18 protein-coding genes and 1 tRNA gene are annotated in these 21,490 nt (G+C 66.4%); 9 read left to right on the top strand and 10 right to left on the bottom strand.

Annotation, left to right across the window (positions count from 1 at the left end; genetic code table 11):
• Positions 1-6: 6 nt before the first annotated feature.
• A complete protein-coding gene (gene egtB / locus WDC82_RS02780) occupies positions 7-1,332 on the bottom strand; it encodes an ergothioneine biosynthesis protein EgtB (RefSeq protein ID WP_340115728.1) in 1,326 nt (441 codons plus the stop codon).
• 297 nt (positions 1,333-1,629) lie between these two features.
• Here egtB and WDC82_RS02785 point away from each other — a divergent pair, with 297 nt between their 5' ends.
• Complete coding sequence (locus WDC82_RS02785; RefSeq protein ID WP_340115729.1) at positions 1,630-2,448, top strand: class I SAM-dependent methyltransferase; 819 nt, start codon at positions 1,630-1,632, stop codon at positions 2,446-2,448.
• Between the two features lie 65 nt (positions 2,449-2,513).
• Here the strand turns inward: WDC82_RS02785 and WDC82_RS02790 are convergent, their stop codons facing one another.
• From WDC82_RS02790 to WDC82_RS02805, 4 genes are all read right to left on the bottom strand, one after another.
• The gene (locus WDC82_RS02790) at positions 2,514-3,299 is read right to left on the bottom strand and encodes a hypothetical protein (protein WP_340115730.1); all 786 of its coding nucleotides are present in this window, start codon (positions 3,297-3,299) and stop codon (positions 2,514-2,516) included.
• Positions 3,280-4,215, bottom strand: a complete 936-nt coding sequence (locus WDC82_RS02795; RefSeq protein WP_340115731.1) for a hypothetical protein — start codon at positions 4,213-4,215, stop codon at positions 3,280-3,282. Before WDC82_RS02795 ends, WDC82_RS02790 begins: the two co-directional genes overlap by 20 nt.
• Positions 4,216-4,425: 210 nt before the next feature.
• Positions 4,426-4,824, bottom strand: coding sequence for a VOC family protein (locus WDC82_RS02800; RefSeq protein ID WP_340115732.1), 399 nt, complete (start codon positions 4,822-4,824; stop codon positions 4,426-4,428).
• Positions 4,825-5,048: 224 nt separating this feature from the next.
• Positions 5,049-5,924, bottom strand: a complete 876-nt coding sequence (locus WDC82_RS02805) for a helix-turn-helix transcriptional regulator (protein ID WP_340115733.1) — start codon at positions 5,922-5,924, stop codon at positions 5,049-5,051.
• A gap of 53 nt (positions 5,925-5,977) precedes the next feature.
• On the opposite strand from WDC82_RS02805, the gene WDC82_RS02810 reads away from it, so the two are divergent.
• Positions 5,978-7,252 carry an MFS transporter gene (locus WDC82_RS02810; protein ID WP_340115734.1) on the top strand — a complete coding sequence of 425 codons (1,275 nt, stop codon included), beginning with the start codon at positions 5,978-5,980 and terminating at the stop codon, positions 7,250-7,252.
• 6 nt (positions 7,253-7,258) lie between these two features.
• Here WDC82_RS02810 and WDC82_RS02815 read toward each other — a convergent pair whose 3' ends face one another.
• The gene (locus WDC82_RS02815) at positions 7,259-7,930 is read right to left on the bottom strand and encodes an exopolysaccharide biosynthesis protein (RefSeq protein ID WP_340115735.1); all 672 of its coding nucleotides are present in this window, start codon (positions 7,928-7,930) and stop codon (positions 7,259-7,261) included.
• Between the two features lie 468 nt (positions 7,931-8,398).
• Between WDC82_RS02815 and WDC82_RS02820 the strand changes: the two genes are divergently transcribed.
• The 5 genes from WDC82_RS02820 (at position 8,399) to WDC82_RS02840 (ending at position 13,700) form a co-directional block, all read left to right on the top strand.
• Entirely contained in the window at positions 8,399-9,580 is a 1,182-nt protein-coding gene (locus WDC82_RS02820; protein ID WP_340115736.1) for a hypothetical protein, read from the top strand.
• A 117-nt stretch (positions 9,581-9,697) separates the two neighbouring features.
• Positions 9,698-10,660 (top strand): TAXI family TRAP transporter solute-binding subunit, encoded by a 963-nt coding sequence (locus tag WDC82_RS02825; RefSeq protein ID WP_340115737.1) that lies wholly within the window; start codon positions 9,698-9,700, stop codon positions 10,658-10,660.
• 96 nt (positions 10,661-10,756) lie between these two features.
• The gene (locus WDC82_RS02830; protein WP_340115738.1) at positions 10,757-12,619 is read left to right on the top strand and encodes a TRAP transporter fused permease subunit; all 1,863 of its coding nucleotides are present in this window, start codon (positions 10,757-10,759) and stop codon (positions 12,617-12,619) included.
• 113 nt (positions 12,620-12,732) lie between these two features.
• A complete protein-coding gene (locus tag WDC82_RS02835; RefSeq protein WP_340115739.1) occupies positions 12,733-13,017 on the top strand; it encodes a cupin domain-containing protein in 285 nt (94 codons plus the stop codon).
• A 110-nt stretch (positions 13,018-13,127) separates the two neighbouring features.
• Positions 13,128-13,700 carry a PAS domain-containing protein gene (locus tag WDC82_RS02840; RefSeq protein WP_340115740.1) on the top strand — a complete coding sequence of 191 codons (573 nt, stop codon included), beginning with the start codon at positions 13,128-13,130 and terminating at the stop codon, positions 13,698-13,700.
• 46 nt (positions 13,701-13,746) lie between these two features.
• On the opposite strand, the gene WDC82_RS02845 is transcribed toward WDC82_RS02840, so the two are convergent.
• A tRNA-Gln gene (locus WDC82_RS02845) sits at positions 13,747-13,821 on the bottom strand.
• 342 nt (positions 13,822-14,163) lie between these two features.
• Between WDC82_RS02845 and WDC82_RS02850 the strand changes: the two genes are divergently transcribed.
• A complete protein-coding gene (locus tag WDC82_RS02850) occupies positions 14,164-14,526 on the top strand; it encodes a hypothetical protein (RefSeq protein WP_340115741.1) in 363 nt (120 codons plus the stop codon).
• A gap of 22 nt (positions 14,527-14,548) precedes the next feature.
• Here WDC82_RS02850 and WDC82_RS02855 read toward each other — a convergent pair whose 3' ends face one another.
• Positions 14,549-17,161, bottom strand: a complete 2,613-nt coding sequence (locus WDC82_RS02855) for an MMPL family transporter (protein ID WP_340115742.1) — start codon at positions 17,159-17,161, stop codon at positions 14,549-14,551.
• 324 nt (positions 17,162-17,485) lie between these two features.
• Here WDC82_RS02855 and WDC82_RS02860 point away from each other — a divergent pair, with 324 nt between their 5' ends.
• The gene (locus WDC82_RS02860; RefSeq protein ID WP_340115743.1) at positions 17,486-18,709 is read left to right on the top strand and encodes a peptidoglycan-binding domain-containing protein; all 1,224 of its coding nucleotides are present in this window, start codon (positions 17,486-17,488) and stop codon (positions 18,707-18,709) included.
• A gap of 25 nt (positions 18,710-18,734) precedes the next feature.
• Here the strand turns inward: WDC82_RS02860 and WDC82_RS02865 are convergent, their stop codons facing one another.
• Positions 18,735-19,619: a 4-(cytidine 5'-diphospho)-2-C-methyl-D-erythritol kinase gene (locus WDC82_RS02865; protein ID WP_340115744.1), complete on the bottom strand. Its 885-nt coding sequence runs from the start codon at positions 19,617-19,619 to the stop codon at positions 18,735-18,737.
• Between the two features lie 13 nt (positions 19,620-19,632).
• Complete coding sequence (locus WDC82_RS02870) at positions 19,633-21,414, bottom strand: tetratricopeptide repeat protein (protein WP_340115745.1); 1,782 nt, start codon at positions 21,412-21,414, stop codon at positions 19,633-19,635.
• Positions 21,415-21,490: the final 76 nt, after the last annotated feature.

Genomic DNA, 21,490 nt, shown 5'->3' on the forward strand with positions numbered 1-21,490 from the left:
CCTCCTTCACAGGTCTTTGGCCAGACGCAGGCCAGTGAACTGCCAGCGCTGGTGCGGATAGAAGAAATTGCGGTAGCTGTCACGCAGCTGCGCGTCGGGCGTTACGCAGGAGCCGCCGCGCAGCACGAACTGGTTGCACATGAACTTGCCATTGTATTCGCCGACCGCACCCTCGGGCGCGCGGAAGCCGGGATAGGGTGCATAGGCGCTCTGCGTCCACTCCCAGACATCGCCGTACAGCTGGACCGGATGACCGTCCGCCGACGCGTCCACGGCCTGGGGGGCCGCTTGCGGCACCAGCGCGTCGCGGCTCAGGAGGTTGCCGGCGATGGGCCGACCGGCCACGGCGACCTCCAGTTCAGCTTCCTTGGGCAGGCGCGCGCCGGCCCAGCGGGCATAGGCGTCGGCCTCGTAGAGGCTGACGTGACAGACCGGCGCCGCCGGGTCGACCGGGTGGCGCCCGAGCAGCGACATGGCGCTCCAGACGCCATCGTCCTCCTCCTGCCAATAGAGCGGCGCCCGCCAGCCCTCGCGCTGAACGGTGGCCCAGCCGTCGGAGAGCCACAAGGCAGGGTCGCCGTAACCGCCGTCGGCCATGAAGGCGAGCCAGTCGCCATTGGTGACGGCGCGGCTTGCCAGGGCGAAAGGTTCCAGCAGAGCGCGGTGGCGCGGTCCCTCGCAGTCGTAGGCAAAACCATGTCCACCGTGACCAATCTCGACGATGCCGCCGTCGTGCTTGCACCACGTCTGCGGCAGGGTGTCACCACCACGCGGCGGCATCACCTCCCTGTAGGCGGGATCGAGCGGATTCTGCGCCAGGAGATGCAGGATGTCGGTCAGCAGCAGCTCCTGGTGCTGCATCTCGTGATGCAGGCCGAGTTCGAGCAGCGGCGCCACCTCAGTCCAGACGGCGTCAGGCGCATCCTCGATCATCGCCACCATCGCGGTGTCGACATGGCGGCGGTAGGCCAGCACCTCGTCGACCGAGGGTCGCGTGAGCAGTCCGCGGCGCGGCCGCGCGTGCCGCGCGCCGACCGCCTCGTAGTAGGAGTTGAAGAGATAATTGTAACGCGAATGGAATTCCCGGTAGTCCGGCTGACGCTCGCGCAGGATGAAGGTCTCAAAGAACCACGTAGTGTGCGCCAAGTGCCACTTGGTGGGGCTTGCGTCCTCCATGGACTGCGCCGTCATGTCTTCCGGCGACAGCGGCCGGGCGAGGGCGTCGCTGCGCGCGCGCACCTCGCGAAAGCCGTTCAGCAAGCGTTCGCGGTCGATGGCGGTCTCGGAAACGCTGCTCTGCGATTCCTGGCGAAGGGCAGTGGCTGGGGACATGCGGCAACCCTTTTGTCGTGAAGCGCCCAAAAACAAACGCGGGGCAGCCTCAGAAGTTGCGCCCGCGGGGTGTATCCCCTGCATTATGGGGAGTCGAGATGACAGGTGAAGGGGCGCGCCGATCACAATCGCGTCGGCAAGAGGCCGTCAGCAGCCAACGGGGTGTCAGGAGCCTGCACGCTCCGCCGCGGTGGACCCGTGCCGCTGCGCCGTGACCGTTCTGTGACCCGCTTGCGATCTGGCGCAACCTTGACGGCGGGAGTAGGCTGCGCCGCCGCTTTGAAGAGAGACCACGCCATGTCCGCCAGCCCAGAGTCAGTTACCAGGGACGACATCATCGCCGCCAACCGCAAGTCCTGGGACGAAGCGGCCGAGCGCCACCGCAGCCACGACCAGTACGCCGAGCTGCTGGCGGGCTTCGCCACGCCCGGCTATTCGGTGCTGGACGCGACACTGACGGAGCGGCTGACAGGCCTCGGCGTCGAGGGCAAGGCCGTGGCGCAGCTGTGCTGCAACAACGCGCGCGAGCTGCTGTCGGTGAAGACCCTGGGTGCCGCGCGGATGACCGGCTTCGACTTCTCGGAAGCCTTTCTGGCGCAGGCGCGCGAACTGGCCTCAGTGGGGAAGATCGAGGCCGAGTTCGTGCAGACGGAAATCGCGAAGATCCCGGCTGGCTATGACGGCCGCTTCGACATCGCGCTGGTGACCATCGGCGTCCTCGGCTGGATGCCGGACCTGGCCGAGTTCTTCAGGACGGCAAGGCGGGTGTTGAAGCCGGGCGGGCATCTCGTCATCTACGAGAGCCACCCGCTGCTCAACATGTACGACGACCGCAACTTGACCGTGCCGGCCTATCCAGACGAGTCCTACTTCCGCAGCGAGCCCTACCGGGCCGAGGGCGGCCTCGACTACTGGGCCAACCAGGAATACGAGGCGACCGCCTGCTACTGGACCTTCCACAAGATGAGCGACGTGATCATGAGCCTGCTGCGCAGCGGCTTCGCGCTGGAGGACTTCGAGGAACTGCCGCACAACGTCGGCACCCACGACCACCTGGAGAACCAGCCCCAGCAGCTGCCGCTGAGCTACATATTGGTGGGACAGAAGGAGGGTTAGAACTCTAAAGTCAATATCTCAGTCGTGCATCAGTGACGTTGACCGAACCGCCAAATCACGCCGACCTAGACATTTGGCAAAATCCGCACCTCAACTTCTCTCGCCCCCATCGGCGACAGAATAGCCATTTCAACATCTTTGTCCCATTCGATCAGCCTATCATCGTGCAACCGCGAAAGAACATCGCGGCGAAAATTGGCCTTATGCGAATGCTCTGTCCAAGCAAACAAGTCTTCTGTAGGGACCGCCTTCTCGACCTCTGAATAAAGAAGCAAGAGAACCTGATCGCGGTACGTTAGTGCAGTGTTGAGGATACGCTTTCGCCCCAAGACATTCCAAACTGCTGGCAATCTCCGTTCAGAAATTGCATCGCACAAAAGCTGCGCATCCTCGAGCGCAATATTCTGAGAAACTCTGATCAACTCGCAAATGCACCAATCGGCCAGTCGCACCGCTGTCAGCGCGTCAATTTCGTTTGCATCAACCTCACCACCAACATGCCCAAAGTCTCTCTTGTTTCTCAGTGTGTACAAGAACAGAAGAGCGCGAGGCATCAATATCCGCAAACCCTCGGGACCCGCTGCCTTTGACGTCTTTTCGATATTCTCGCACTCGGCTTTGAAATTCCCGAGGTTCGCGCTTAATGCAGTGTGAGTCCCAGTCAATAAATGCTGCAAAGCTCTAATGAGAACCTCAGCAAGCTTACCCGCTTGATGACCAATAGCATCATGCTGTCCCTCAAGCGCTTCGTTCTTTATGGTCGAATATATTCGTAGAATGCGCTTCACAAGCGGTGCGGGCAATGACTGGAGAGCGTGCTCGAGACTGAGCTTAGGGTTTCCGGTACTCATATTGTCCCTCTGCATTCTCGTCTCGCTCTAGCTTGCCCTCCCTAACAAGCCTCAGCAGCGATACACGCAGTTGCGTGACATCAAACTGGAGCCCGCGCTTCTTGCGCAAATACACCTGGACGTCAGGCCCTGTCCGACCTTCATCAAAAAACCCCGCCGCTATCAACTCTTCAACTACTGACTTGGAGCCGACACTGGCGTTCTTACGTACCTTTTTGTTCGAACGCCCCTTAGCCCCAGCCGTCGATGAAAGTCGTTCTGAAGGAGGATCCTCGTAGCTATCAGGTTCGGAGGACGATTTTGATGGTTTTCGACGAGTCCTCTTCTTGGATTGGCCACCTTGCTTAGTTGATTTTGCAGTCGCACCGTCGGTGCTTAAGTGCAAAAGGCATTCTTCACCAGGAGCCATGATTCGGTAGATGAATCCCTTTCCTTCGGGAACTCGATCAACCAAGTCGGAAACGCCCCCGAGCGCCATGCGTACAGCGGCATCAGTGGTTCTTATGCGAAACTTCGCGCTCAGTATTTTCGCTATCTCTCCAGGGGAGAGGCCGTCGACATCATGGTCGGCATGAGCAATCTGAAGAACCCTCAGCGACCTTTCTAGCACCTTCCCAGAACGCGCAACTTCAGGGTACTTGGTTGAGTCAATACCTTGGAGCAGATTGTCAACTGGCCGGGCAGTCTGCGACAAAGCCTGTTGAGTTGCTCTGGGCTTTTTCCGCTGAACAGTCGCGCCGAGATTATTTGGACTCGGAGGTATTTTTTCGTCTGCTCCTCCCAGCCCCTGATCACGGGTCAATATGTCTATCGCCTTATTGAACGCCGCTTCTTGAAGGTTTTCAGGAACTTGCTGAGCTATATCTGAGGCCTGCTTAAACAGGTCTACAAGGTTTGGATCTGACTTCCTGGACATGCCTCCTCCGAAGCTACCTCACAATTATTTAGTGAGTTGTATGTTTTCTTATTCAATATTAGATTGCAAGAGGATCGTCTCAGAGCACCCCTGATCCCGAGCTAATCGCCAATTGCAGACCCGAAATGATGCAACGGGCTCGATTAAAGGATGGCGAGCCTAGCGCTCGGAACCAAGTTCGATACGCACACCGTCAGCCCGCCCGGCCCTTCAGCCCGCCGGCCCCTTCAATTCGATCGTGTTGCCGTCGGGGTCGTTGATGTAGACGGAGGGGCCGTCGCCCTCGGCGCCGTAGCGCTGCACCACCTCGCCGGCGTCGATGCCGAATTTGCCCAGGTGGCTGCGCAGGGCCTTGGGGTCGAAGGGTTCGATGCGGATGGCGAAGTGGTCCATGTTCTTGGTCGGCCCGGAGAAGTCGCTGTCCTCCGGCCCGGGATTCACGAGCTGCAGATCGATCATCGAGGCGCCGGCGCGCAGCTGCACGAGGCCGATGCGCTCGACCCGGCGCTCCTCCTTGCAGCCCAGCACCTCGGTATAGAACTGCAGCGCGCGGCCGAGGTCGCTGACGCAGACCACCACGTGGTCGAGGTTCCTGATCGCGAAGGCCATGGGGGATCTCCTGCGGTGCTATGCCGGGCAACGTTCTAGATATGGGGGATGCCGCGCAGGCGTGCAATTAAATGCGGCAGCGCGCCCCCTCCTTCCACAATACAACTGTCATGCTCGGGCTTGACCCGAGCATCCAGGGCAACAGCGAGAAACCTCAACCATGGACCCTCGGGTCAAGCCCGAGGGTGACAAGTGAGAGACGGCAAGGGCAAAGCGGTAGTCGACTAGTCGGCGTCCTGCGCCTTCTTCAGATAGCGCCCCGGCGTATCGCCCAGGGAGCGGCGGAACATGGCGATGAAGGCGCTGGGGCTCTGGTAGCCGAGGTCGTAGGCGACGGCCGTGACGGGCTCGCCCTCGGCGAGGCGCGCCACGGCCGTGGTGAGGCGCAGGCGCTCGCGCCAGGCGCCGAAGGTCATGCCGGTTTCCTTCACGAAGAGGCGGGCGAGCGTGCGCTCGCTGGCGCCGGCGGCCTTGGCCCAGCCCGCGAGTACGCGGCCGTCGGCGGGGTCGGCCAGCAGCGCCTCGGCGATCTTCTTCAGGCGCGGGTCGCGCGGCGTGGGCAGGTGCAGCGGCTCGGGCGCGAGGCTGCGCAGCTCGTCGAGGATCACCGCCATGACCCGCGCCCCGGCACTGTCGGGCCGATAGTCGAGGCCGATCTCCATGGCGCGCAGGATGAGCTGGCGCAGCAGCGCGGGGATTGCCACCACGCAGCACTCGCCGGGCAGCTCCCGCGCCGCCACCTCCGGGTCGATGTAGAGCGTGCGCATGGCGATGCCGGTGCTGTGGCCAACCTGGTGCTCGACGCCCGGCGGCACCCAGACCGCCTGCTCCGGCGCCACCACCCAGGCCCCCGCCGCTGTGCTGACCCGCATGACGCCCTGGTCGGCGTAAAGCAGCTGGCCGCGCCGGTGGTGGTGCCAGGGGCGCAGCGAGGAGCCCTCGTAGTCGATGGCCAGCGGCGCGATGGGCCGCGAGGGGTCCTCAAGGTTGCCCGGGTGGCTCGGCAGCGGATCGCTGTGGACGTGCTGCGGGCCCCGCTTCCACACCGTCGAAGCGGCCGTGCTCGAGGCACCCGTCCTGCTTTGTCTGTTTCGCACCATTCATTGGCATTCTACAGCAAGACGGGCAAAGCAGGGAGGGGTATATCGGACGCATGACGACGACAGACACCCCTGGCGATCCCATCGCCCCCGCCGCCGCTTCTCCCACCGCCCCTGCCGGGGGGCTGCTGGCGCGCTTCCGCCGCCCCGAAGTCCTGCTGCTGCTGATGGCGGCGGGCGTCCCCTTGAGCTTTGCCACCTGGCAGGCGCTCATCAACAACTTCGCTTACGAGCGCGCGGCCTTCGGCGGGGTCGAGATCGGCATCATGCAGTCGCTGCGCGAGGTGCCCGGCTTCCTCGCCTTCGGCGTCGTCTTCCTGCTGTTCCTTATCCGGGAGCAGCGCCTCGCCGTGCTGTCGCTGGCGCTGCTCGGCCTCGGCACCGCGGCGACCGGCTTCTTCCCCTCGGTGCTCGGCATCTACGCCACCACCGTCATCATGTCGCTCGGCTATCACTACTACGAGACCCTGCAGGTCTCCCTCTCGTTGCAGTGGATCGACAAGGTCCGCGCGCCGGAGACCCTGGGCCGGCTCATCGCCGCCGGGTCGCTCACCTCCATCGTGGTCTACGGCCTGGTGTGGCTCACCAGCGATCTTCTGGCCATGGACTACCTGTGGATCTACATGATCGGCGGCGGCGCCACGGCGGTGATCGCCCTCGTTGCCTGGCTCGGCTTTCCGCAGTTCAAGCAGCCGGTCGAGCAGCACAAGCACATGGTGCTGCGCAAGCGCTACTGGCTCTACTACGCCCTGGTCTTCATGTCGGGCGCGCGCCGCCAGATCTTCATCGTCTTCGCCGGCTTTCTGATGGTGGAGAAGTTCGGCTACGACGTCGGCGCCATCGCCCTGTTGTTCCTGCTGAATTCGGCCATCAACATCTGGTTGGCGCCGAAGATCGGCCGCTTCATCGGCCGCATCGGCGAGCGCCACGCCCTCGTCTTCGAGTACATCGGCCTGATCGGCGTCTTCGCCGCCTATGCCTTCGTGAACGACGCGACGCTGGCCGCCGGGCTCTACGTGATCGACCACCTGTTCTTCGCCCTGGCCATCGCCATCAAGACCTACTTCCAGAAGATCGCCGATCCGGCCGACATCGCCTCCACCGCCGGCGTCAGCTTCACCATCAATCATATCGCCGCGGTCTTCCTGCCGGCCGCCTTCGGCTTCCTCTGGCTGGCCTCACCCGCCGCGGTGTTCCTGGCCGGCGCCGCCATGGCCGGCTGCTCCCTGGTGCTGGCCCTCAACGTGCCGCGCCACCCGCAGCCGGGCCACGAAGTGCTGCTCGGCCGCGTGCCGGCGCCGGCGGCGGCGGCGGCGGCAGCGGAGTAAGCCGCGTCAGGTCGCCGCCTGCACGCCCAGCACGATGGTGGTGGCGGCGGCCAGGGTCACGGCGATGGCCACCACGCCGACGGCCAGCCCGGCGAAGACGACGGCGCCGTCGCGCTCGGCCAGCCCGATCCCGGCGACAAGAAGGGCAAAGGCGGAAATCATCCCGCTGAAAGGGATCGGCAGGAACAACGCCACCGACACCAGGAACAGGCCGACGCCGACGATGCGCTCGGCCCGCGGCGCAAAGAGCCAGACATGGCGCGGCCGGATGATCCGCTCGATCCGCCGCAGCAGTGGCCTGAAACGCAGCACCACGCCCTGGAAACCCCGGCGCGGGATGTGGCGCCGGGCGATGATGCCGGGCAGACGGACGTGGGAAAAACCCAGCACCATCTGGCCGGTCAGCAGCAGCAGCGGCAGGGCGGTGACCACGTTGGAGCCGAACGGCAGGGGCAGCAGGTTCACCAGCGCGAAGACGATGATCGACCAGCCGAACGAGCGGTCGCCCAGTTCGGCGAGGATCGCACCCAGGCTGCGGGTGGCATCGCGGGCATCCTGGGGCTCGAATGCTGGGCCTTGCGAGTCTTCGGCGGCGGAATCGCGGGCGCGGCGACGCCTGAGCGCCATGAGCAGCGACCTGGACATCGGCCGGCGCCGGGTGACGGGTTGAACTGACAAGCGAACTCCCTCGTCGGACAAGCTGCGCCGCGATATGTCAGGTGGCGGAGAGAGGCTTTCAAGCGGCAAAATGGTGACAGCGTCAACCCCCGGTCGGCAGAAGACCGCCGGGTTCCCGCGGCGGGCGCGGCGGCAAGACGGCTACCCTGCGGGTCGGCAGGGAAGTAAGGCGCCTTTACGGCATCGCCGCCGCCAGCAGCAGGGTCACGGAGTACAGGTAGGGCAGGTCTCGGCGCCCGCCCCGGTTCCGGCGGAGTAGCTGGCGGCGTCCTCCCACACCGAAACGTCTCAGCTAAGCTAATTTTCTACAACTACGGTCGGCATCACAAGACCCTCCGCTTCACCAAGAGGCTGCGCGACAGGACAATTAAGCTGAATTCGGCAGTGGTCACTCGATTAGATATACTGAGGAGAACGGTCGTGTTGAGCGACACCCCACCGTCGATCCAAAAGGCAAGGACTGCGGCTATGGACTGGAAGCCAGGTTGGGTTTTACCGAATATTGAGATTGATAAGGCTATCGACACTGAGTACTTCGCACTCGCTCCCACGAGCGATCCGCGTGTCAAGAAGCTAAAAAAACAGCACCCAGAGTTTCGTGAATTTATCGGAAGCTTCAGAGATTCCTTTAAGAATCGCCTGCGCCCTGCAGTCATTCTTACCCGTGACGATGCGCCAAAACGACTCAAGACCGTGGACGCAGTGGGGGGATTTCGTGACATCCTTGCAGCATCGACAGTTCCTAAAGCTAATGCCGAGAACACGATATATGATGGAGGACGCGACAGAATTGGGTACTCAAGCGCATTCTCAGTCTATCCATGGGCACTGACTACAAATCTTGACCATATTGTTGCCCTAACACCCGCCTTTCTCGGCGTTCACGAAGCGCGAGCCTTCCAAGGTCAATCTTCGCCTGAATTACCACCCGTTCGCGCTAGTCGAAGGGATTTTGACTTCCCGCTATTCCGCGCGCTGCAGGAGCGCTGGCTTGGTCGATTCAATGCTGCGTCCCCAGCGTGGAGTGACATAGCACTGTTTCGCTCACTGAATATGGCCAACCAAGCAATGATGATCCCGGGCGGTACTGACGCAACAATTCATCATTTTGGACGGACCATTTCATTTTGGGTTTCAGCATTCGAAATCTTGGTGCATCCAGGGGGAGATGGCAGAGCAAATCTCAACAAAGTTTTTGAATTATTAGAGAATGCACCATGGATCGAAAAGCGATGCCGGCACAGGCTCTATGAGACCGGAACGAAGAATAAGAAAGCCCGTCGTAATCTTGCTTGCTGGCTCTATAGGGAGCTAAACAATCGCCGCAACGACTTCTTACACGGCAATCCAGTGACTCGCGCAAGCCTAAGAGTTCCGTATTCCGGACGCGGGCTAATTTACGTAGCACCGGTTCTCTATCGCTTAGGCCTAACATCATTTCTTGGTCTCAGCTGGAACCGAGAAGTCCCAGCCCCTGAAAATGCAGACCAGTTTGCCCAATACATTACAGAGCATTCAGAATTTCATTCACCACAGAAGGATGCAGAAAGGGCCCTACTTATGGCCCGCATCTCGGTAGATGAGGCAAGACGACAGAGACGACAGCGAATTGAGGAAACAAGACGACGCAGGCGCAAACACCAACAGTGAACCTGCCGAAGCCCCGAATCGCGGACTTTACGGCATCGCCGCCGCCCGCTATTGATCGGGGGAAAGGGGTCGCGCCAAGCGGTCCCGCCGACATTTCCGCATCAGGGAGCAGCCCCTATGGTTCGCAACAGCCTGGCCGCCTTGGCGGCCGCGGCGGTGATCGCCGCTTTCCCCTTCGCTAAAGACGCTTCAGCTGAGACCCGCGTCACCTTCAAGTCGGCGAAGTCCGGTACGTCCTACTACCAGATGGCGGTGCAGATCGCCGAGGCCATGAAGGCCGGCACCGACGGCGCGGTCATCGTGACCGTGGAGGAGAGCCAGGGCTCGGTCCAGAACGTGAAGGAGGCCGCCAACCGCAGCGGCAACTACGTCTTCACCACGCCGCCAGCGCTCGCCCAAGCGGCCATCGCCGGCAAGGGCCAGTTCGAGCCCAAGGACCCGGCCTTCGACAAGCTGCGCAGCCTCTTCCCCATTCCCTTCCTCACCATGCACTACGTGGTGCGCGCGGACTCGGGCGTCACCGACTTCGCCGGCCTGGCGGGCAAGAGCTTCATCATCGGCAAGGGCAGCTTCGGCGCCAGCGAGGCCGAGAAGAACTTCGAGACCTTCGGCGTCGCCGGCAAGGTGAACCTGGTGGACGTGGAACTGGGCTCCGCCGTGCCCGCCCTGAAGAACGGCCAGGTCGATGGTTTCGCCACCGCCGGCTCCTACCCCGCGCCCAACGTTATCGAGGCGGCCGCCGGGACCGGGGTCCGCCTGCTCTCCATGACCGACGAACAGGTCGCCGCCACCGGGCGCACCAGGCTGGTGATCCCCGCCGGCACCTATCCCGGCATCGACGAGGACACCGTCACCACCTCGCTGCCGGTCGGTGCCTACACCACCAGCGACATGGACGAAGAGACCGCCTATCAGCTGACCAAGACCTTTTGGGAGCGCAAGGCCGCCATGGCCCAGGACAATCCCTGGTGGGGCGGCGTCGCCCCGGCGATGCTGGAGACCCTGGGGGCGACGCTGCACCCAGGCGCGCTCAAGTACTACAAGGAAGCCGGCTTCGATATCCCCGGCGGCCTGATGTAAGGCGGCACCTCGCATCGCTGCAGGGGTGGCCTGCGTCCTTCGAGACGCCCGTCCGGCCGGGTCCGGACGGGCTCCTCAGGATGAGGCGGATCTTTGATGGCACAAAGAAAGGACCTCATGCTGAGGAGCGCTGAAAGCGCGTCTCGAAGCACGCACGACGACGATGCCGCGGCAACCATCAGGGCAACGCCTTGGCGTGCGGTCTTCACGCTGCTGGCCCTCGCTTCGGTCGGCTTTCATCTCTGGCTGATCTTCGCCGGCCTGATTCCCAATCTCATCAGCCGGCCGATCCACCTGATGCTGGCGCTGCCCTGGGTGTTCGTCGCCGCGCGGCAGGAGAGCGCGCTCGCCCGCTGGATCGGCTGGGCGCTCTGCCTGGCGGGCCTCGCGAGCTGCCTCTATATCATCGTGAACCTGCGCGCGCTCGACGACCAGTACGGCAGCCTGAAGGGACCGTTGCAGTACGCCATGGCCGGTGTCCTCATCGTCACCGTCCTGGAGATAGCGCGCCGCGCCATCAAGCTGGCGCTGCCCATCGTCGCCGTCATCGCGCTGGCCTACGGCCTGTTCGGCCAGTACCTGCCGGGCCAGTTCGGCCACCCGGGAATCCCGGTGAACTCCTTCCTCGGCACCCTCACAATCGCCGAAGGCGGTGTCTGGGGTGAGCTTACCGGCGTCTCGGTGACGGTGGTGGCGGTCTTCGTCATCCTCGGCGCCTTCGTCGGGGCGGGCGAAGGCGGGGCCGGCTTCATGGCGCTGGCGACGCGCCTGGCCGGGCGCTTCCGCGCCGGGGCGGCCAAGGTCTCTGTGCTGTCCTCTGCTTTCTTCGGCTCGATTTCCGGCTCCGCCTCGGCCAACGTCGCCTCGACCGGCGCCATCACGCTGCCGGCCATGAAGCGCCTCGGCTATCCGGCACCGTTTGCCGCGGCGGTGGAAGCCGTCGCCTCTTCCGGCGGACAGATCATGCCGCCCCTGATGGGCGCCGGCGCCTTCATCATGGTGGAGCTGCTGCGCCTGCCCTACACGGCGATCATGGCGGCGGCGATCCTGCCGGCGATCCTGTTCTTCTGGGCCACCTGGTGCGGTGTCGACCGCTTCGCCCGGCGTCACGGCCTGCGCGGCATGAGCCGTGAGGAGCTGCCCGACCGCGCCACCCTGCTGACCACGGCGCCGTTCTTCCTCATTCCCTTCGGCCTGCTGCTCGCGGTGCTGTTCTTCACCGGCTACACGCCGCAGTACGCCGCCGGCCTCGCCATCCTCGCCGCCGCGCTGCTTCTGTTCGCCGACCGCCGGGGCCGCGTGTCGCTGCGCGAGGGCCTCGCCCGCTTCGAGGGTGCCTGCAACGACGCGGCGCGGCAGATCGCCGGCATCGCCGCCATCATCCTCTGCGCCGGCATCGTCATCGGCGTCCTGAATCTCACCGGCCTGGGCGTGAAGGTGACCTCGGTCATCCTCGCGCTCTCCGGCGGCACGCTGTGGGGCGCCCTGCTGCTGACGGCGCTGGCCTGCCTCATCCTCGGCATGGAGGTGCCGACGACGGCGGCCTACGTGATCTGCATCTCGGTCGCCGGGCCGGCGCTGCAGGAGCTCGGCCTGCCGCCGCTGCAGGCGCATCTTTTCGTCTTCTGGTACGCGTTGCTCTCGACCATCACGCCGCCGGTCTGCGGCACCGTCTTCATCGCCGCCGGCATGGCCGAGACGCCCTGGGTGCCGGTGGCGGGCCAGGCCATGCGCCTGGGGCTCGGGCTCTACCTCGTGCCGCTGGCCTTCGTCGCCAATCCCGCCCTCATCGCGCCGGACACGGCGCTGCTGCCGGCACTGCTGGCCTGCGCCAAGATCGGCCTCGGCCTCTGGCTGCTCAGCCGCGGCCTCATCGGCGCCGGCGACCCGCTGTGGCAGCGCGCCCTCGCCCTCGCCGCCGGCGCGGCCGCCATCTTCGCCTTCGGGATCACCGCCTAGGCGCGGGCCCGGACGTCTTGAGCCCATCGATCGCCAGGTCCTGGCGCTGTCTTCTCCCAGCCGATGCGCTAGGCTGGCGTCTCACGAATCACAGCGGCGGCAGGAGAGGCAGGATGGCAGCGCAGGCCAAGGGCGACATGCAGGAAGACAACGACACCGCGCGGGTAACGCGCTGGTCCTTCGCGCCGGGCGCCGAGACCGGCTTCCACCGCCATGAGTACGACTACGTCGTGGTGCCGCTGACGACCGGCGCCTTGAAGATCGTCGACAAGGAAGGCAAGGAGAGCACCTCGCAGCTGACCGCCGGCGTCTCCTACTTCCGCCGCGCCGGCGTGGAGCACAACGTCATCAACGCCAGCGGCGGCGACTTCGCCTTCGTCGAGATCGAGTTCAAGTAGCCGCCGCGCGGCCTGCGCACGCAGGCCCTCGCTTAACGCCGCCTTAACGGCCACGCCGTACTTTCCTGCCATCGGTTGAAAAAGGGGATTGAACGGGGAGTAGCCGCCGCATGCAGCGCGATGGGGCCATCTGGAGCGAACTCGACCTGCAAGACTTTCTGTCCCGCTTCGCCGATCCGCGATTCGAGACGCTGATCCGGCATTGGCTCGCCCTGCGCCAGGCCGATGCGGTTCCCCAACGCGGCGACGTTGATCCGACCAAGTTCCGCCACCTCCTAGACGGGGTCTGGCTGCTGGAGCGGCATCCGGACGGCCACTACCGTTACCGCCTGGCCGGCCAGACGATCACCGAGATCCATGGCGGTGTCCGCCGCGGCACCAACCCCGCCGACCTGTTCAGTCCAGAGGCCGTCGACATGTTCCGGCTGCGCTGGGAAGCGGCACTGGATCACGGCAAGCTGGTCCGCGCCGAGGGCATCGTCCGCCTGTCCGATGGCGTGCAGACGGCGAAGATCGAGCGTCTGATGCTGCCGCTGCGCGGCGACGACGGCAGCGTCTCGATCGTGCTGGGCGCGACCAACTACGACAGGCCGCGCGGAACCTGCCTGACCACGACGGACTTCCCGCCGACCGACGTTCAGGTCTGCCCGATGAACGACATCCCGCTGGGCTCCAACCGCTGATGCGCGGCCCCGAAGTGGCTCAACAATCGATTTAAATTGAGAGCGTTGGCTGGGGCGGCAGGATTCGAACCTGCGAATGCCGGTACCAAAAACCGGTGCCTTACCACTTGGCGACGCCCCAGCAGGGCCCGGCAGGGAGGCCGGTGAGCGGCGGGCCGGGCGGGGCCGCAACTTAGCGCCGCCGGGGCGGGGCCGCAACGGCCTTTGGGGACGCCGCCCGCTTGGGCGGCCGGTCCGGGAGCCCGGGAAAATCAACCCCCTGGGGATCCCCGGCGAGCCCCTGCCCCCGCGCAGGGCCGGGTAAGACCGTCTTAGGCTAAACGACCTGTTAAGCCTCTCCGGGGTATCTTGCGGGCGGAAATAGGGAAGCCAGGACAGCGGTTTCCGGCGCCTGACACCGGCCGGCGGCCCGGCTCCCCGCTACTGGGAAGCACCCCAAGTGACACGCGTTAAAAGGGTCTCCATGACTCAAAAGTCCAAGTCCGCCTTCGCGACGGAGTTCGACCAGTCGCGCCAGATGACCACGTTCCTGAATGAACTGGACATGGGCATTCGCGCCGCCAACCAGGAGATCGTCCACGAACGCATCCCGGATCTCAGCCGGGAAAAGGCCTTCGTTTTCGCCACCATGGTGGCGCGCTTGCGCGCCGACTACCTGGATGCCGCCTTCAGGCACTGCAGCCCCGGCGCCCCGCTGGACTCCGAGGCGATCGAGGACCTGCGCGCCAAGCGCCTGACCTACGAGGAAGCCCGCGAAGCCTTCCAGGCCCTGCGCCACGCCATCGAGGTCGGCTACATCGACATCGAACAGATGAGCAAGCGCTAGAAGCCCTCCGCTTCTCTCAGCCTCATACCTTCGGCAGACGGCCGGCGAGCGCCAGCAGGGCCGGCAGGAAGGCCAGCACGCAGACCAGCGTCAGCACGATGGCGATGGTGAGCAGCAAGCCCATCGACGCGGTGCCCGGATGCTGCGACGTCGCCAGCGCACCGAACGACGCTACCGTGGTCAGGGCCGAAAGCAGGATCGCGCGCGGGGTGGAATTCGCCGCGCTGTGAACGCCCGCCGACTCCTCACGCGCGCGCATGACCATGTGGATTCCGCTGTCGACGCCGAGGCCGAGCAGCAGCGGCAGCACGATGACGTTGGCGAAGTTGAACGCCGGGCCGAAGACGACGCTGACAGCCACCGTCAGCAGCGCCGCGAGGAACAGCGGCACCAGCACCAACAGGGCATCGAGCGGCGAGCGCAAGACCACCAGCAGCAGCACCACGATGGCGGCCAGCGCCAGCAGGGTCGCCTGAGCAAAAGCGGTGACGACGGCCCGGCCCGCCTCCACGATGGTGACCGGCACGCCGGATACCTGAGGCGCCACCGCCTGCAGGGCGTCGACGAAGCGCTCGCGCGCCGCCGGATCGCGCAGATCCTGGACCGGGATCACCTCGATCAGCACGCTGCCCGCCCGCGGGCCTTCGGCGGCCCGGTAGCGGCCGGCGAGGTCGGCCGGCAGGCTTTCCAAGGTCACCGCCTCGGCTTCCAGGCCATCGAGCAGGCGATCCAGCGCCGGCTCGAAACCGCCGAGCCAGGCCTGGTCCAGACGCGCCGGCGGCACGTCGCCGAGCGCTTGCAGGGCCGCGCGCAGGCGGCCGGCCGCCGGCTGCAGGCTGTCGGGGGCGGCATCCAGCGTTGCGATGAGGCGCTGCAGCGCCGCCGTGCGCTCGGCGGCATCGGGCGCCGGCGCCGGCGGCGGCGCGGTGAACAGCGGCGTCAGAAAGAGTGCCACCTGATCGAGGATGGCGAGCTTTTCGTCCTGCGCCGCCGGCACGAAGCTGGTCACGGTGACGGCCGCCTCGACCTCCGGCAGCGCGGCAAGGCGCGGTGCGACCGACTGTGCCGCCGCCAGGTCGTCGACCAACAGCTGGGCGCTGTAGGGCGAGACGCGGGGATCGGTCATCATCTCCAGCAGTGCCGCCACGGAGGGGGACTCCGGATCACGCAGGTTCAGGGGATCGTCGTCGAAACGTGCCTGTGGCAGGGCGAAGGCGGCCGCTACCGCCAGCAGCAGGCCGAGAGTCGTGAGGCCGCGCGCGTGGCGCGCCGCGCGCCGCTGCAGGGCGGCGCCCGCCCGTGCGACCGGGCCGAGGTGCGCGGCTCCGGCCGCGGCCGGCATGAGCGCCATCAGCGCCGGCAGCAGAGTGAGGTTGAGAAAGAGGGCAATGAACATGCCTGCCCCGGCGATAAGCCCCAGTTCCGAGAGGCCGCGGTAGGCGGTCGGAAAGAAGGCGAAAAAGGCCAGGGCGGACGAGAGGGCGCAGAGCAGCAGCGGGCGGGCGATCAGCGCAGCCGCCTCGGCCAGCGCGACCGGCGGCGCCAGCCCCTGCGCCTGGCTCTCCTGGACCCGCAGGGCGTAGTGAATACCGAAGTCGACGCTGAGACCGATGAACAGCACCGCAAAGGCGACCGAGATGATGTTCAGCTCGCCCACCGCCAGGGCGGCGAAGCCGGCGGTCCAGGCAAGGCCGGCAGCCAGTGTCATCAGGATCGGCACCGCCAGGCGCCAGGACCGCAGGCCGGCGAAGAGCACGATCGACACCAGCACACCCGAGATCAACCCCACGAGGCCGATGCCGGTGCTGACCGAGACCAGTTCGTCCTGCAGCATCAGCGGCTCGCCGGTCAGGCGCAGGCGATAGCCCTGCGCGGCGGTGAGCCCGAGCTCGTCGGCGGCCGCCTCCACGGCCGCGACGGCCTGCGCCATCGGGGCGAGCGAGGCGAAATCGATCACCGGCTTCACGATGACGAAGCGGCGCCGGTCCTCGGCGGTCTGCGGCGTATCGGAGAGCAGGGCCGACCACGAAAGGCGTGCGCCGGGATCCTGCGGCAGGGCCTCGGCCACCGCCGCCAGGCGGTCGAGCAGGGCGGCAAGGTCGCCGCCCGCCGGCGCCTCTTCGCCGGAGTCGCCCGCGCTGGTGGCCTGGGCGAGCAGCTCGGCAAGGCCGCGCAGGCTGGGGTCGGCCTGCAGGGCGGCGAGCAGCGGCTGCGCCCCGGCGAGGCGGTCGCCCAGCGCCTGCAATTCATCGGGAGACAGGTAGAGCAGGCCGTTGCGCCGGAAGAAGGCGCCGCCCTGCGGCAGGAAGACCGATTGCACCACGGCCGGCTGCGCCGCCAGGGCCGAGGCCAGGCGCGCCGCGGCGGCTTCGGCGGCCAGGGCGTCCGGTGCCTCGATGGCGATGGTCAAGGTATCGACCAGTTGAGGAAAGGCCGCGTCGACCGCCTCGTTCTGGGCGCGGAAGGGCAGTTCCTCCGACAGCATGTCGTTGGTCGAGGTATTGATGCTGAGCGTCGCGGCGGCGAGCCAGAGCAGGCCGGCGGCCGCGCCCAGGCACAGCAGCGCCACGGCCCGTGGCCGGCGGCACGCCGCGGTGACCCAGGCCGCGGCCCAGGCTGCGAAACCCGTCGGCAAATCAGGGGCCTGCCCGCTGCGGGGGGCCATTTTCCGCGGCGGCGGCGGCCGGCCGCCGGAAGATAAATTTTTTTTCACAGGCATTCCGTCCCAGGCCTAGCTCCGCATATAGCCCCGGATTTGCGCCGAAGACAACGCCTCCGGCCTCCCGCGAATCGTCAAAAAGTTATGTTTTTGAAAGGCTTCGAATTAGGGCTCCGTTAACCACGGCTGCCCCATAACGGACTATTGGAGCCTTCTGCGCGGGGCCGGAAACCCCGGCGTATGCGCGCAAGGCCCGCGAGAAACGCATGATATCAGGTTCGGAACAGTCCGCCGAAGAGCATGACAGAGCATTGGGACAAGGCCGCAGATAAGTCCAACAAGGCCCGCCCCGGCAAACGGGGCGGCCGGTCGCGCACGCCCAAAGGCAAGCGCGCGCAGGCGCCCGGCGGCACCGCGTCTTCCGAGGCCGGCAACGGCAGCGGCACCGACGCGGATGCCGCCGGCACCCTGCCGGCGGCCGACGCCAAGCCGGGGCTGACCAATTCGGGCCCGACGAATTCGGGCCTGACGAATTCGGGCCTGACCGCTTCCAATCCTGCCGTGCCCACCACCGCCTCGCCCCGCAATCCTTTGGCGCCCGATCCGGCGACCATCACCTTCGGCAGCAACCGCCCCATCGTGGCGGCTCCGCCGAAGCTGCCGGAGAGCAGCGGCTTGCGGTTCTCCGGGCCGTCGGCCGGCATCCTGAAGGCGAGCGGCCCGCAGCCGACCTCGCCGAAGGCCAGCGGCCTGACCTTTACCTCCGCCAAGGCGGCGACCTCCGCCAAGGCAGGGGCCTCGGCCAAGGCGGGCGGCCCGGCCAAACCCGCTGCCGCCGCCAAGCCGGCCCCCGGCGGCAAGCCGCCGGCCGGCGATCCGGCCAAGGGCGAAGCGAAGGCGCCCGGCGACAAAAAGGCGGGCGACAAGAAGCCGGGCGAGAAAAAGGCCGACACGAAGACCGATGCCAAGCATGCCGACAGCATGCCGGGCGCAGCGAAGCCCGCGGCGGCCAAACCCGCCGCCACCAAGCCCGCCATAGCGCCGCAAGCCAGCGGCCGCATGTTCGACAAGGAACGCTCGCCGGCCAGCAGCCTGATCGCCGTTCTGGTGGTCCTGGTGGTGATCGGCAGCGGCCTGTCGTTCTGGCTGAAGCTGGGCAACGAGACTCCGCCGCGCGAAAGCGTCGCCGCGGTGGAAAATCCCGCCTCTGATATCACCGCAACACCGGACAGCGGCCCGGTCGCCTCGGTGCGCGCGCCGCAGACTCCCGGCCCGCTGGCCGACGACAGGGCGAGCGACGATGCGGCGATGAACGACGCGCTGAGCGCGGCGGAGATCGGAGAGATCCAGACCCTGCTGAGCCGCCTCGACCTCGACCCCGGCAGGCACGACGGCGTGTTGACGGCGGCGACCACCGAGGCGATCCGCAGCTATCAGGAAATGGCCGGCCTCCCCGCCGACGGTGCCGCCGACAAGGCGCTGCTCGACGAACTGCGCACGGTAGCCGACCTCTACGGCGGCTGACGCCGCCTCCTCTCCCTTCGGACTCTCAGGCGCGCAGCAGCGCCGGCACCACCCACCAGTCAGGATGCTGGACGGCAAGCGCCTCAGCGGCCTGCCGCGCGGCGTTTTCGCTCTCGAAGAGGCCGAAGCAGGTCGCGCCGCTGCCGGACATGCGCACCAGCAGGCAATCGTCGCATTCGTCGAGCGCGGCCAGCGCCGCGACCACTTCCGGTGCCTGCCGGCAGGCCGGCGCCTGCAGGTCGTTGGGCCGCGCCGCCAGCCAGTCGACGAAGGCGGCGAGACCGAGCGGCGGCAGGCGCGGCTCGGCAACCGCCGAGAAGTTCCCCGCAAGCGACCTGAACACCGCCGCGGTAGAAACTGCGACGCCGGGATTGACCAGCAGCAGCCACAGCGGCGGCAACGCCGGCACCGGCTGCAGCCGCTCGCCGATGCCCGACATGATCGCCGCCTCGCCGCGCAGACACACCGGCACGTCGGCACCCAGGCGCAGCGCCAGAGCCTCCAACTCCCCCGCTGGCAGGCTGACGTTCCACAACCGCGAGAGCCCGCGCAAGGCCGCCGCCGCATCGGCGGAGCCGCCGCCGATGCCGGAGGCGACCGGCAGGTTCTTGGTGAGAGTCAGCGCCGCGGCGGGAAGAACGCCCGCACGCTCGGCCAGCGCGCGCGCGGCGCGCAGCACCAGATTGTCGTCTTCCATTGCCAATGCAGGGGCGAAGGGACCGGCGACGGAGAGGGAGAGATCTCCGGCCGCTTCGATCTTCAGGCTGTCACCCACTTCTGCAAAGACCACCAGGCTTTCCAGCTCATGGTAGCCGTCCGGACGCCGCCCGACGACCTGCAGAGTGAGATTGATCTTGGCCCAGGCCCGTTGCACGCAGGCGGTTCCGGCAGCGGCCGACTCGGCACTCACGACAGTGTCCCGTCTAGATATCCTTCGGCGCCACCGTCACGCCCTTCTTGATCTTGTCTTCGATCAGCGGGACCTGGTCCTCTTCCGGATCCAGGCTGAGGGCGCGATGCCACTGAAAGCGCGCCTCGTTCTTGCGGCCGACCTGCCAGAGGGCATCGCCCAGGTGGTCGTTGATCGTGGGGTCCTGCGGCCGCAGCTCGACCGCGCGCTCCAGCTGCACCACGGCTTCTTCGTAGCGGCCCAGGCGGTAGTAGACCCAGCCCAGGCTGTCCACGATGTAGCCGTCGCGCGGGCGCAGCTTCACCGCGCGCTCCAGCATCGCCTCCGCCTCGTCGAGGTTCTGCTTCTTCTCGACCCAGGAATAGGCCAGGTAGTTCATCACGTAGGGCTGGTCCGGCTGCAGGCCGAGCGCATGCTTGAAGTCGGCCTCGGCCCGCTCCCACTGATCGGATCGCTCCAGCGCGATGCCGCGGAAGTACAGCAGCGACCAGTGGCGCGGCTCGATCTCGCCCCTGCGCTCCAGCCGCTCGACAGCGCCGTCGTAGGCGTCCACCGCTTCCCCGAAACGCTCCTCCTCGCGCAGCAGGTTGCCCTTGCGCGACAGCGGCTCGTAGGCGTCGGGACGCTCGGCGGCCAGACGGTCAAACTCCGACAGGGCGGCTTCGGTCTCGCCCACCACCTGCAGCTCCTCGGCGACGCGCAGGCCGACGATCCAGCCGAAAGGCGAGTCCTGCGGGATCCTGCGGTAAGCGGCGATGGCCTCGTGGCTGCGCTGCTGCTTCTGCAGGATCTCGCCGAGCAGCACCTGGGCCAGCATGAAGTCGGGCTTCAGCGCCAGCGCCTGATGCAAATGGATCAGCGCGATGTCGTCCGCCTGTTCCTGACTCAACAGGCCGGAAAGGTTGAACAGCACCTCGGCCATGCCATCGGTGGCGTTGGCGACCTCCACCGGGCTCTCGCCGCCTTGCTCGGCGCGCTCCAGCATCGGCGCCAGGATGTCGGCGCCGGGCGCATCGTTGACGAACTCGCGGTAGAGCGCCAAAGCGCGCTCGCGCTGGCCATGGCGCTCGAAGAAGCTGCCGGCCAGCCAAGTGATGCGCAGCGTCGGCTGCTGGGTCTTGGCGAGAAGGGCCTCGTATTCCTGCGCCGCCAGCTCGCTGCGCCCGGCGACTTCGTTGATGAGGGCAGCATGCACGCTGTACAGCACGCCGGTGCCGCCCTCGCCCTGCAGCACGGAGAGCGCCTGGAGACCGCCGTCGACGTCGCCCTGGCCGATCTTGATCCAGGCCATCAGCATGGGCACCAGGACCTGATCGAAGCCACGCTGGGGCAGCGCCGTCAGGCGCGCCTCGGCGCCGGCGAGGTCGCCCTGGCGCGCCGCGTCCACGGCCAGCACCAGGCTGGCGATGCTATGCTGCGGCTCGACCTCCAGGATCCGCGAGGCGAGGCTGACGGTTTCCTCCTGACGGCCGGTTGCCGCCGCCAGGTGCATGGCCGGGAACAGCAGCTCGGGATTGTCCGGGTCGTAGGTAAGGGCCTGCAGCAGATAGTCGGCGGCCGCTTCCAGATCGCCGTCGCCGCGCGCGACCAGACCCGCCAGATAGGCACCGTAAGGCGAGGAAATCGGCGGCGGTGCCTGCACCACGGCATCGCCCTGGGCGAGCTGGGTGGAGAGGTCGGCGCTCAGCAGCGGCTGTTCGGCGCTGCAGGCGGCCGGAATCAGGCCGACGACGAAGGCGAGGAGCGCCGACTTGGACCAGGCGGCCCGGCGCATCAGGAACGGAATGTTCGACAAGTCACTCTCCCGGCGGTTTCGACCCGGTGGATGAGGTGCAGTGGGCCGATCGGCAAACCGGCCAAGGCCCTGAATC

The organism is Pelagibius sp. 7325 (assembly GCF_037652055.1).
Taxonomy (GTDB): domain Bacteria; phylum Pseudomonadota; class Alphaproteobacteria; order Kiloniellales; family Kiloniellaceae; genus Pelagibius.